9 protein-coding genes are annotated in these 12,794 nt (G+C 64.5%); 4 read left to right on the forward strand and 5 right to left on the reverse strand.

Annotated elements, in window-relative coordinates; all coding sequences use genetic code 11:
* Window positions 1-8: 8 nt before the first annotated feature.
* From V3572_RS01125 to V3572_RS01135, 3 genes are all read right to left on the reverse strand, one after another.
* The gene (locus tag V3572_RS01125) at window positions 9-803 is read right to left on the reverse strand and encodes a 3-deoxy-manno-octulosonate cytidylyltransferase (RefSeq protein WP_332109132.1); all 795 of its coding nucleotides are present in this window, start codon (window positions 801-803) and stop codon (window positions 9-11) included.
* Complete coding sequence (locus V3572_RS01130) at window positions 800-1,531, reverse strand: acylneuraminate cytidylyltransferase family protein (protein ID WP_332109133.1); 732 nt, start codon at window positions 1,529-1,531, stop codon at window positions 800-802. The genes V3572_RS01125 and V3572_RS01130 overlap by 4 nt, the downstream gene beginning before the upstream one ends.
* A 512-nt stretch (window positions 1,532-2,043) precedes the next feature.
* Window positions 2,044-2,442 (reverse strand): response regulator, encoded by a 399-nt coding sequence (locus V3572_RS01135; protein ID WP_332109134.1) that lies wholly within the window; start codon window positions 2,440-2,442, stop codon window positions 2,044-2,046.
* A 214-nt stretch (window positions 2,443-2,656) separates the two neighbouring features.
* Between V3572_RS01135 and V3572_RS01140 the strand changes: the two genes are divergently transcribed.
* On the forward strand, window positions 2,657-2,932 hold the full coding sequence (locus V3572_RS01140) for a hypothetical protein (protein WP_332109135.1): 276 nt from the start codon (window positions 2,657-2,659) through the stop codon (window positions 2,930-2,932).
* A 5-nt stretch (window positions 2,933-2,937) separates the two neighbouring features.
* Entirely contained in the window at window positions 2,938-5,775 is a 2,838-nt protein-coding gene (locus tag V3572_RS01145; RefSeq protein WP_332109136.1) for an ATP-binding protein, read from the forward strand.
* Between the two features lie 12 nt (window positions 5,776-5,787).
* On the opposite strand, the gene V3572_RS01150 is transcribed toward V3572_RS01145, so the two are convergent.
* Both V3572_RS01150 and V3572_RS01155 read right to left on the reverse strand, forming a co-directional pair.
* Window positions 5,788-6,669, reverse strand: coding sequence for a DUF2156 domain-containing protein (locus V3572_RS01150; protein WP_332109137.1), 882 nt, complete (start codon window positions 6,667-6,669; stop codon window positions 5,788-5,790).
* A gap of 52 nt (window positions 6,670-6,721) precedes the next feature.
* Window positions 6,722-8,137 (reverse strand): MATE family efflux transporter, encoded by a 1,416-nt coding sequence (locus V3572_RS01155; RefSeq protein ID WP_332109138.1) that lies wholly within the window; start codon window positions 8,135-8,137, stop codon window positions 6,722-6,724.
* Between the two features lie 175 nt (window positions 8,138-8,312).
* Here V3572_RS01155 and ercA point away from each other — a divergent pair, with 175 nt between their 5' ends.
* Window positions 8,313-9,482 (forward strand): alcohol dehydrogenase-like regulatory protein ErcA, encoded by a 1,170-nt coding sequence (ercA, locus tag V3572_RS01160; RefSeq protein WP_332109139.1) that lies wholly within the window; start codon window positions 8,313-8,315, stop codon window positions 9,480-9,482.
* Complete coding sequence (locus V3572_RS01165; RefSeq protein ID WP_332109140.1) at window positions 9,466-12,567, forward strand: EAL domain-containing protein; 3,102 nt, start codon at window positions 9,466-9,468, stop codon at window positions 12,565-12,567. The genes ercA and V3572_RS01165 overlap by 17 nt, the downstream gene beginning before the upstream one ends.
* Window positions 12,568-12,794 lie beyond the last annotated feature (227 nt).

Consider the following 12,794-nt stretch of genomic DNA (forward strand, 5'->3'; position numbering starts at 1 on the left):
TGTCCCGTTTAGAGGCCGCTGTGCAGCGAGTTCCCGCTGTCGGCGTCCAGACCGGCATTTCGCATCAATTTCTCCACCAGGATGAGGTCTTCAGGCGTATCCACGGCGTGGGTCTCGGCGTGCGTTTCGATCATGCGGACACTGCTGCCGTGCTCCAGGAACCGGAGCATGTCGATGGACTCCACAACCTCCAGGGGGGTGGGCGGCAAATCATGAAAGCGTTGGAGCGCTTCACGCCGAAACGGGATGATGCAGACCTGCTTGTAGCAGGTGACGGCGTCTTGGCCGAGCACAGCTGATGTAGGAATGGGCTCGCGAGAAAAGTACAGCGCGGATCCGGACAGGCTGGTCACCACCTTGATGACATTGCGGTTCTCCACCTCGCCTCTTGTCCCGATGCGCTTCATCAAATTTACGCAGGGGATGGAGGGGTCGTCGATCATGGGGCAAAGGGCGGCTTCGATCATGTCCGGAGTGACCATGGGTTCATCACCTTGAACCATCACGTAGATGTCGGCCTCGATGCTTTGCGCGGCCTCGGCGACCCGGTCGCTGGCCCGCAGGTGGGTGTCGGCGGTCATCACGGCCTTGCCGCCGAATCCTTCCACCGCGTTGAAGATGGCCTTGTCGCAGGTGGCCACATAGGTCTCGTGCAGCAGCGGGCATGCGGCGGTGTGTCGATAAACCCACCGGATCATGGGCAGGCCGAGGATCGGCGCCAGCGGCTTGCCCGGAAAGCGGCTTGAGCCAAGTCGGGCGGGGATGATGGCGACGATGCGCGGGGAGTTGGCGGTGCTGGTCATAGGCGGTCCGTGGTTCCATTTTGGCTTGCATCCGCCCGGGCTTTTTGTCCAGGCGAAGCGAGATCCGAGAAATCGAAAAGGCCGTGGCTGATGACTGCTTCAGCCAGGGCGAGATCTTCCGGAAAATCAATATCAATAAGGCTGATGGGGTCGGACACCGGGATCAGGCGCCTGGAGGCGACGGCGTTGAGGCCCAGGCGGCGGGCTGTGAGAAGGCCATATACCCTGAAGGGCGCCGTCGCTCCTCCGGGTTGATACAGGGGTTTCAGGCGACCATCCGGGCCCACGACACGGCAGTGGACCTCGTCCGGAGGCAAAGGCCGAACGGTAAAAACCTCGTCGGAGCCTTTTTTGATGACGGTGATGGCGTACTCCACAAGTCCGGGCGTCCGAAATGGGTGTGTGGGGTACATTTCAATCAAGATGTCAGGCCGATATCCTTCATTTTTTTCGAGCGATTCAAGCATATGCAAGGTAGCCTGGCCGGGGCTGCATTCGTCGGTGGACAAGGATTCCGGCCTGAGAAAGGGCGCCTCCGCGCCGTACTCCCGGGCAGTGTCGGCAATGACCGGGCTGTCGGTGGAGACGATGACCCGCGTGACCGATGGCGTCAGAAGAGCGGTTTGAATGCTCCAGGCCATGAGCGGCTTGCCTCCCAGCGATGCGAGGTTTTTCAACGGGATCCGCTTGGAGCCGTGCCGGGCTGGAATGAGGGCCATTACCTGCATAAAGACACAATCCTTAGGCCGTGTCGATAGTTATCTTAACCAGAGTGAAATCGCCGCCACGTGAAAAAACGAAAGGCAGATGACGGCGAGATGGTCATGTCTGGTTGAAACTCTTCTGAACTGCTTAAGTTTGTTAAACATACGTTCCATTGCAGTTCTCTCTTCATGGCTGCGACGCTCAAACTCCCGTGGCGTTTTTCGAAGCGAGCGAGAGGGAATGACTGCCTCTGCGCCCTTCACGGAGAAACCCCCGGGCCAACGGCAGCCGAAGATCCCCTGTCTGCGACAGCGGAACCCGGAGGTTTTGGCCCACGTATCTCCCCGTGGAGGCAAGGTTTTCAGTTCTGGTTCCCTGAAGGTCATCGAATGCAAATATCGGACCTGGTTTGATTCCCCGGCCAGGGGCGCAGGGGCGGTTGCGGCCCGCCTGATTCTTTGAAAACGTGCGCCCGGAGAGCGCCAGGATCGCGCCGCTCGGCGCGCAGGGGAAGAAAAAGCAGAGGCCGAAGGCGTCAGGACGCAGGCGGGATGCAGCCCTCGGGGAGGAAGGGGGCCAGGACGGCGCGCAGGGCCTGCGGGGTGAACGGTTTGGTCAGATAACAGGACACCCGGGCCTCGTCCGCCTCGGAGTGGTTGACGTCCTGGGCCTCGGCCGTGACCATGACAAAGGGCGTCGCCGACATGGTCGCGTCCGCCCGTACCAGGCGCAGCAGATCGATGCCCTTCATACGGGGCATGTTCCAATCCGAGAGGATGACGTCCACTTTTTCGGTCTGCAGCAGGTCCCAGGCGTCTTTTCCGTCGCGGGCCTCAAGCACGCAGAGGCCGGAAAAGGCGGCCAGCATTTTGCGGATGATGCCGCGCATGACCTTGGAATCGTCCACCACCAGTATCCGCGCTGTGTCATTCATGGATGCAGCCGTATGTGCCTTTTTGCCGCAGGATTTCGTATTGCGCTCTCCCGTCCGGGAGCGTCTGCTTATAGCGTGTTGCATACAAAATGCAAGCCCGTGGAGGACGACCCCCGTTGCATCCGGTGCAAAAAAGGGTATAACAGTATCAAACCCGCCTTTTTTCTTTTCTTCCGGCGGCCGGGGCAGACGTGGCCCCATAACCGGAGATGGCATGAAAACCTTCAGGTCGCGTCGCGCCTTGTCCGTCCTGCTGTTTGGTCTGGCCTGGACGGTGTTCAACTGGCCCATCCTCTCCCTGCTGGCCGCCGACGGTCTGGCCGGGGCCTTCTGGCGTCTGGGGGGCTGGTGGATGCTGGCCCTTTGCGGGCTCTTTTTCGTGTCCCGGGAGGTTGCGCCCCAGGACGCCCAGCATGCGGAGAACGTGGCCCCCCCGGCTGAAGCGGAGACGTTTTTCCCCCGTGCGCCAACCGGGAAAAGCGAGGGCTAGGCGGCATGTTCGGCGCGACGGCGACGATGTTAGCCCTTGGCGGCTATGTCCTGTTGCTTTTTTCCCTGGCCCTGTGGGTGGAGAACAAGTCCCCCCGGGCCCAGGCCCTCTCCCGAAGCCCGTTGGTCTATTCCCTGTCCTTCGGGGTGTATTGCACCTCCTGGACCTTCTACGGCAGCGTTGGCATGGCTGCGTCGTCCGGAATCCTCATTTACGTCACCTATCTGGGGCCGACCCTGGCCGCCTTTTTCTGGCCCGTGCTCCTGCCGCGCATGATCCGTCTCAAAAACATGCTGCACAGCACCAGCATCGCCGACTTCATCAGCGCCCGGTACGGCAAATCCCCGGTCGTGGCCGCCCTGGCCGCCATCCTGGCCCTTTTGGGCGTGGCCCCGTATCTGGCCCTGCAACTGCGTTCCGTGATCTCCTCCTTCTCCATCGTGGCCGGGCCGGGGCTGACCACGGTCGGCGGCCTCCTGAGCCCGGCCGTGGTCCTGTGCATGATCCTTTTTACGCTCCTGTTCGGCCTGCGCCGTCTGGACCCCACGGAACGCCACCCGGGGATGATGGCCGTGGTGGCCGCCGAATCGGCGGTGAAGCTTGTGGCCTTGACAGGGGTGGGGCTTTTCGTGGTCTTTGGCGTCAACGACGGCTTTGCCGACCTTTTCGCCAGGGCCGGGGCCAGCGGGCGCCTGCCTCCGACGCTTCCTGAGGGGGCTGAAGGCTATGTGCGCTGGACGAGTTTTCTGATCCTGTCCGTCTCGGCCGCCCTGTTTTTGCCGCGTCAGTTCCATGTCGCCGTGGTGGAGAACTCGTCCGTGGGCCATGTGCGCATGGTCACCTGGTTTTTCCCCCTGTATCTGTTCTGCATCACCCTTTTTGTTTTGCCCATCGCCGCTCAGGGACTGCTTTCGGGGCTGCCCCGGGGGATGGCCGACACCTACGTCTTGCGCCTGCCCATGCTGCATGGCCGGAAGGGGCTGACGCTTCTGGTCTTTCTGGGCGGTTTTTCCGCTGCGGCGGGGATGATCATGGTGAGTTCGGTGACCCTGGCCACCATGACCGTCAACCATCTGCTGCTTCCCCTGGCCGACATGGCGTCCCCCTTGCGTTTTCTGCGCCGCAGACTCCTGTGGGTCCGCCGCTTAGCCGCCGCAGGCATCATCATTCTGGCTGGCTGGTACGAAAGCCGGGTGGGCGAGGCCTTCATGCTGGCGGACATGGGCATTGTCTCCTTTGCCGCCGTGTTGCAGTTCGCCCCAGCCCTGCTTCTGGGGCTTTTCTGGCGCAACGCGGGGAGGGTGGGGGCGATTTGGGGACTCGGGGGCGGACTCCTGACCTGGCTGTACACCATGATCGTGCCTGCCTTGGTCCGTTCCGGACGACTGCCCGGGGGCATCCTGGAGCATGGTCCCTTCGGGGTTTCCGGCCTGCGTCCCGAGGCCCTGTTCGGTCTGGCGGACATGGACTGGGTTTCCCATGCCGTGTTCTGGTCCCTGGCGGTCAATGTCGGGCTGTTTGTGGCCGGGAGCATCTTTTTTCGCCAAAACGGCCAGGATCGGCGGGCGGCCGACATCTTTTGCGCCTCAGGGAAAGACCGGGGCGCGACCTTCGACAGCCACCTGGAAAAAAACATCGATTTCGGCCAAAAATGCCATGTCCTGGCCGGGCTCCTGAGGGTCTATTTCCCGGAAGCCGAGGCGGCGGCCATGGTGGACCGCCGGGCGGCCGCGTTGGGCCTTGCCGGGCCGGGGAGCATGACCGTGCTGGAACTGGCCGACCTGCATCAGGCCGTGGAGGCCGAACTGGCCGGAGCCGTGGGGGCGGCGGCGGCCAGCCAGGCGCTTCCCGTCAGCCAGGTCTTCACCCCGAGGCAGCGCGAGGAACTCTCCGAGGCCTATGGCCGTCTGCTGTCCGAGTTGCGCTTAAGCCCCGAGGAGCTGGTGGCCCGCATCGACTTCCACCGCGAACGCGAACGCCTCATGCGCGACTATTCCCGGGAACTGGAGGCCCGGGTGGAGGAGCGCACCCGGGATCTGGCGGCAAAGGCCGGAGAACTGGCCACGGCCAACGAGCGGCTGTGCGAACTCGACCGCATGAAGTCGGCCTTCCTGTCCTCGGTTTCCCACGAACTGCGCACGCCCCTGACCTCCATCATGGGGTTCGCCCGCCTGGTCGCCCGGGATTATTACAAGACCTTCGCCCCCCTGGCCGGGCAGGACGCGGAAGTCTTGAAAAAAGCCCGTCGGGCCATGGAAAACATGGAGATCATCCGGGTCGAGGCGGCGCGCCTGACCCAGCTTGTGGATGACGTGCTGGATCTGACCCGCATCGAGGACGGCCGCATGGTCTGGCGCGATACCCCCCTGCCTCCGCTGGAACTGGCGACGGAGGCGGCTTTGGCCCTCAAACCGAGGCTTCAGGAAAATCCGGCCTTGTCCTTGCGTCTGGATGTCCCCGGGGACATGCCGCCGGTCATGGCCGACCGGGAGCGGATGCTTCAGGTCCTGGGCAACCTGTTGGACAACGCCGTCAAGTTTTCCCGGGCCGGGGAGATCGTGCTCGGGGCGCGGGCCATGCCTGAGGGCGGGGTGGGGTTTTTCGTCTCGGACCAGGGGCCGGGAGTGCCCAAGGCGGACAGGGAGCGGATTTTCGAGGAATTCCACCAAAAAGACCGCAGCGGCGATCCGCGCGACAAGCCTCGGGGCACCGGGCTTGGCCTGTCCATCTGCAAAAGTGTGGCGGCCCGCTACGGCGGCCGTATCTGGGTGACGGAGCGTCCCGGCGGGGGCAGCGTATTCTGGGTGTGGCTGCCCCCGGGGGTGGTGGTGTGGGAAGCGTAGGGCTGGCGGCGATCAGGCAGGGCTGACGTTCACGGAGAATTTCTTTAAGAATTTTACTGGATTGTACGACATCTTGGCCTTGCGCAACCCCTCGTCGCCCAGATCCTGCTCCCGGTTGACGAAGGCGAAGCCATCACCGCGGTCGGCCAAAAACATCTGGTTCACAGCCTGATAGACGCCCTTGAATTCCGGCCGACCCTTTTCGAAATGGATGACCAGCATGTCCTCGGACAGGGCCTCGGCCACGGTGTAGGCCACAACCTCTCCCTCCACCCGCAGCACCCCGCCGAAAAGGCCGCCGCCCAGGCGGTCCCAGTTCTGGAGCACCCGGGTGATGGCCCGGTTTTCGGCCAAAAGCGTGCCCGAATCCTCGCAGTCGCGCCAGGTGCACCACTGGCGCTGCATGTCCAGGGTGGCCTCCACGCAGTCCGGGGTCAGGTCGGAAAAATCGTGTTGGTAGGCGCGCCGAAACTGGCTGAGGAGATTTTTTTTCTTGTGGAACCGGTTGCCTCGAAGCTCCACCAGCTCCGGCACGGAATAGACGTAATCCCAGTGGTCCCTGGCCTCGGTGAGCCGCACCCGGCCGGGCATGGCCGTCTTCCAGAGTTCGGCCAGCCCCTCGGGCACCCGGGTCAGTTCCATGCCCCCGGCCAGGACCGGGCAGTTGGGCCAGTCCGGGGTGTTCCACGGCCCCACCGGGCCCCAGTGCATGATCGCGGGGCGGGTCTGGCGAATCCACACATGGGTGGCGCTGAAACCCCATTCCAGGCCGTATTCCTCGGCCCAGCCCCAGATGTTGCCGAAGCTGTAGTCCGAGGTCTTCATGGGGCAAAGCGCCCACCTTTTCAGGTACTCCTCGCGCCCCGTCAGGCAGACGGGCTCGTATGCCAGCATGTCGGGTTGTCCTTTCGCGGTTCGCCAGGGGGGAGCGCCCCGCGCTATACGTTCACGACGGCGTCGGCTTCGTTCCCACGACGGCCCCGGGACGTGTCCGGGGCATGGCGAAGCGCCGCCAATCCTTGAATTGATAGACATACAGCATGGCCGTGGCCTGTATGGCCTGGGAGACCAGCATGGCCATCCATATCCCTTCCGCCCGGCCCAGGACCATATGTCCCAGGACAAGCGCCAGGGGCAGCCGCACCAGCCAGATGGAGGGGCCGGTGACGGCCATGTTGTACAGGGTGGCCCCAGCCCCGGCCAGCGCCCCGATCAGGATAAGGCCGGAAACCGTAAAGGGAATGGCCAGGATGTTGTAGCGCAGATAGGAGGCGGCTTGGAGTCGGACCTCCTCCTCATGCGTCAAAAGCCCGGCGGCCTGATCCAGAAAGGGCCACAGGGCCGCCCCGAGGAGCACGGCCAAAAGCGTGCCCAAAAGGGCCACCCGGTAGCCCGTGCGTTTGGCCTCATCCGGCCTGTCCGCTCCCAGGGAGTGGCCGACCAGGATTCCGGCCGTGAAATTGAAGGCCATGGGCGGCAGAAACAGAATCGATTCGATGCGCACCCCCACGGCCATCCCGGCCAGGGCCTCCACGCTGCCTACGGGCAGGGAGGCGGTGATGCCGTAGAGCACCAGGTAGCCCGAGTGCCAGACAATCTGCATGAGCCCCGAGGGCCAGGCCACCTTGAACAGATAGGGGAATCCCCGGCGCATCCAGCGCCAGGGGGGAATCGCCGACAGGGACAAAAAGCCCTCCCGCCACAAGAGCAGCAGGTTGAAGGCCAATCCGGCGCACAGCGAGGCGAAGGTGCTGATGGCCAGCCCCTTGTAGCCCATGTCCGGCAGGCCCCACAGCCCGAGTCCCAGGCCGAAATCCCCGATCACGTTGACCACCGCCGCCAGACCCCAGCCCACCAGGGGGGCCATGACCTGCTTTTTGGCCCGAAACACGGCGTTGCTGATGATAAAGAGGTAGTGGATGGGCAAAAGCAGCAGGAAAACGTCCAGGATATAGCCGAAGGGCGCATGCATGGCGGCAGGCACGCGCAAAAGCGAGACGAACAGGTCGCGCCCGGCCAGCCCAAACCCCAATATGATGAGCGACATGGTCCCGCCGAGCACCAGGGACAGGCCCACGTAGCGCATGGCCCGGACCGGACGCCCGGCGCCCAGGGATTGGCTCACGGCGGCCACTGTGCCGTTGGCCACGGCTGTGGCCAGAACCATGAAAAAGAACATGGCCTGGGTGAGCATCCCCATGGAGGCCTGCACCTCGCGTCCCAAAAGTCCGGCGACATACACGTCTGCAAGTCCGATAAGGAAATACAGAAACATGGTCAGGATCTGGGGCCAGGCCAGACGCCAGATGGAAGCGAAACCGACGGCGCGGGGGCCGGTCGCGGAGGTGTTGGAGGTGCGCATGATGTGGTTCCGGCCAAAGCCCTTACGGAAGGCGACCCGTGTGGTCAAGGAACCTATGGCCGCACCAGTGGAATATCCGCATGGTATTGATGTTCCCGTTGCATGAGGCTATGCAAGATAATACGTTTTCGTAAATGCGCCAGGGGCCTCGGCCCTCTTTGAGGGGATAGCGTCCATGTCGGAACACGCGCCGTCGAGGGAATGGAAATTCGTGGCCCCAGAGATCGTTTTCGGTCCGGGCTGTCTGGCCCGGGCCGGACGCTTCGCCGCGAACCTGGGCATGGAGCGGGCGTTGTTGGTCACCGACCCCGGGGTGGCGGCCGCCGGGTGGGCCGGAAAGGTCATGGACAGCCTTGTCCAGGCCGGGGTGGCCGTCGAGATTTTCGACCAGGTGACCCCCAACCCCCGGGACCATGAGGTCATGCGGGGGGCGGCGTTTTATCTGGAACGCGGTTGCGACGGCATTGTGGCCGTGGGCGGCGGCAGCCCCATGGACTGCGCCAAGGGCATCGGGCTGGTGGCCGAGTCCGGCCTCCATGTGCTGGAATTCGAGGGCGTGGACCGGGTGGAGGCGCCGAGCCCGCCCCTTTTGTGCGTGCCCACCACGGCCGGGAGTTCGGCCGACGTCTCCCAGTTCGCCATCATCCTGGACACTACGCGAGCGGTCAAGATCGCTATCGTGTCCAAGGCCGTGGTTCCGGACGTGGCCCTGGTGGACCCGGCCGCCACCGCCACCATGGATCCCGGGCTGACCGTGAACACCGGACTTGACGCCCTGACCCACGCCATGGAGGCCTACGTCTCCAGCGCCCACCAGCCCCTGGCCGACCACCTGGCCCTGGAGGCCGTGCGCCTGGTGGCGGCGAACCTGGAGCAGGTGCGGGATCGTCCCGGCGACCTCATGGCCCGGGAGCGCATGATGCTTGGCAGCATGTACGCCGGGCTGGCCTTCTCCAACGCCATCCTGGGCGCGGTCCACGCCATGGCCCATGCCCTGGGCGGACTCTTGGACCTGCCCCATGGCCTGTGCAACGCCATCCTGCTCGACCATGTGGCGGCGGCGAATTTTTCGTCCGCCCCGAGGCGGTACATGGCCCTGGGGCGGGCCATGGGGGCGGCCATCCCCGGGGACGCCCCGGCGGACGAGGCCCGGGAGCTGGTGGTGTCGGCCCTACGCGGCTTCAAGACACGGCTGGGGGCGGTGGTTTCCCTGAGCGAACTCGGCGTCACCCGGGAGCATCTTCCCCAACTGGCCCGGGCGGCGGCCACCGACCCCTGCCTGGCCACAAACCCACGGTCCTTGGGCATTTTGGACATTGCGGCCATCTATGAACAAGCGCTTTGAGGGGGATGCCCCCCTGACCCTCCGCGACGAACTCATCGGGCTTGGCGAGCGGTCCTCGCGTAAAAGTTTTTATCCGGAACTCAAAAAACGCCTGGGAGAGCTGGAACGGACCAGCCTCCTGCTGGATCAGGCCCCGGACGCCATCCTGCTCATGGCCTGGGAGAAGCTATCCATCCTGGAGGCCAACGCCGCCGCCCTGCGCCTGCTCGGGAAGTCACGGGACGAGGTGATCGGCAAAAGCGCCCTGGATTTTTTCCCCATGCTCGGGACGGCTGTGGCCAAGGCTGCGGTCCGGGGTCACGAGGCCCTGCATCTGGCCGAGATGATCGCCGCCGATGGCGCGGTCTTCGAGATGTCCCTGTCCCGGCAGACGGTCAAGGGGCGGCTCTATGGCATGCTCATGGCCCGCGACGTCACCCAGCGCGCCCGCATGCAGGAGGAGCTCAACCAGCGGGTGAGCGAATTGATGCTCCTCAACGAGGTCGGTTTCCGCCTGGCCTCGTCATCCACCGTGGACGCGGCCGTCACAAATATCGTGGAGTCCATCGAACGGGCCATTCAGGCGGATATGATCCTTTTTTTTCTCAAGGAAGGGGAGCGTCTGGTCCTGCGTGCCCACAAATCGAACGATCCCGACTTCGACATCACAGCCTTCAGCGATCATGTGGTGGCCCACTGCCTGTGCGGGTCGGCTGCGGCCAGCGGCATGGCCCTGTATTCCTGCGATATCGGCGCCGATCCCCTGTGCACCCGGCCGGAGTGCAAAAGCTCGGGCATCCGGTCTGCAGCGGTCCTGCCCATGCGCCTTTTTGGCGAGGTGCGGGGGGTCATCGCCCTGGGGTCGAAGACCCCGTGCGATTTCCGGGTGCATGGCCCGCTTCTGGAATCCCTGGCGGCCATCCTGTTTACGGGCCTGCAAAACGCCACCCTCTACCAGGAGGCCCGGGCACATGTGGAAGAATTGGGCAACACCGTTCGTTCCCTGCTTGAGGCCGAACAGGCCCTCAAACAAAGCGAGGAAAAATACCGCCTTCTGGTCACCCACCAAAACGACGTGGTGGTCAAGGTCGATGCCCAGGGCCGGTTTCTCTATGTCAGCCCGAGCTATTGCGCCCTGTTCGGCAAGACCGAGCAGGAGCTTCTGGGCCAGGTGTTTCTGCCCCTGGTGCATGAGGACGACCGGGCCTCGACCCTGGAGGCCATGGAGTCCCTCTCCCATCCCCCGCATTCGGCCTACCTGGAGCAGCGTGCCCTGACGGGAAAGGGCTGGCGCTGGCTGGCCTGGTCGGACCAGGCCGTGCTGGACGCCTCGGGCAAAATCACGGCCATCGTCGGGGTCGGGCGCGACGTGACCGCCCGGCGCGAGATGGAAAGCGCCCTCAAGATTTCGGAGAGCCGACTCAAGCTGGCTCTGGAGGCCGCCAACGAGGGGTTGTGGGACTGGAACGTGGCCACTGGAGAGGTCTATTTTAGCCCCGGATATTACCGCATGCTCGGGTTTGAACCCGAGGCCTTCGCCTCCACCGTCGAAGGCTGGATGGACCTTATCCATCCCCACGACACGGAGATGGTCAAGCGTCTGGAGGTGGAGCACCTTGGCCGCCACAAGGAAAATTACGAATTCGAATTTCGCATGCGGGACGGTTCCGGCGACTGGCGCTGGATTTTGTCCAAGGGGAAGGTGGTGGAGCGCGACGGGCAGGGGGACGCCTTGCGCGTGGTGGGCACCCACTCGGACATAACGGCCCGCAAGGAGATGGAGGGCCGCCTGCGGCACATGGCCCTGCATGACGCCCTCACGGGGCTGGCCAACCGGACCCTGTGCCTGGAGCGCATCGAACGGGCCGTGGCCCGGGCCAAGCGGCACGAGGAGTCCAAGTTCGCCGTGCTTTTTATCGACCTGGACCGCTTCAAGGTCATAAACGACAGCCTGGGGCATCTCTTCGGCGACCAGGTGATCATCCAGATCGGCAACCGGATCAAGAACTGCGTGCGCGAGGCCGACACCGTGGCCCGTCTCGGCGGGGACGAGTTTCTGGTGGTCTTGGAGGAGTTGGAATCGGGGCGGCTCCCGGTGCAGGCCATCAAACGCATCCGGCAGGCCATCTGCGAACCCATCCTCTGGGAGGGGCGGGCCATCCAGGTCACGGCCAGCATCGGGGCCGAGCTGTGGGCCGGGCTCCGGGCCGACGCCCAGGAGGTCATCCGCAACGCCGACCTGGCCATGCACTGGGCCAAGGCCAAAGGCCGCAACCGGTTCAAGGTCTTCACCGAACGCCTGTTCCGGCATGCCGTGACCCGCATGACCCTGGAGCGGGACATGGACCATGGGTTGGCCAGCGGCGAATTCTTCCTGGTCTTCCAGCCCATCGTGGAGCTGGGGGCGAACGGCGGGAAGGATCGCATCCGGGGTCTTGAGGCGCTCATGCGCTGGCGGCATCCCGAGCGGGGCCTCATCTCTCCCTCGGAGTTCATCCCCATTGCCGAGGAGACAGGGAAAATCCGGGAATTGACCAGCCTGGCCCTGGCCCTGGCCTGTCGCACACTGGCCGACTGGCGGTCCCGGCTGCCTGCGGCGGCGGACCTATACATGGCCGTCAACGTCTCGGCCAAGGATCTGTTGCGTTCGGACCTGGCCTCCGTGGTGCGGCACGCCCTGGAGACGTTCGCCCTGCCGCCGGATCGGCTGCGTCTGGAGGTTACCGAGACCGCCGTCATGCAGGTCGGGGGGGCGAGCCTGGCCTTTTTGGGCGAGCTGACGGCCCAGGGGGTGCGCCTGTCCCTGGACGATTTCGGCACGGGGTATTCCAGCATGAGCCATTTAAGCCGCCTGCCCGTGGACATCCTGAAAATCGACCTGGGCTTCGTGCGCATGATGGACCACGGCCCGCGCCACCTGGAGATCGTCAAGACCATCGTGGATCTGGCCCACAACCTGGGCATGCGCGTGGTGGCCGAGGGCGTGGAGCATCCTCGCCAACGCGAAACCCTGTTCCGGCTCGGGTGCGAATACTGCCAGGGCTATCTTTTCGCCCGCCCGGCGTCCGCTGACGACATGGAGGCCCTTTTGGCCGCTCGTTTGTGACCGGGGCGCGTCCTTGCGGCCCCGATTGCCTTTCCCCTGCCCCGTGAGTAGTCTGCCCGGAAAAAGGATCTCCCCATGAAATATCTCGTCGCCGGGCTGTGCCTGACGGCGGCCTTGGCCGCCTGCTCACCCGCCACGCCGGTCCCGCCAGCGGACGCGCCCCCGGCCGTCCCCACGGTCTCCTACGGCGGCGGCACCACGAACGGACCGGCCGCCCTGATCGAGGC

It is taken from the genome of Desulfolutivibrio sp., from assembly GCF_036584575.1.
Taxonomy (GTDB): Bacteria; Desulfobacterota; Desulfovibrionia; order Desulfovibrionales; family Desulfovibrionaceae; genus Desulfolutivibrio.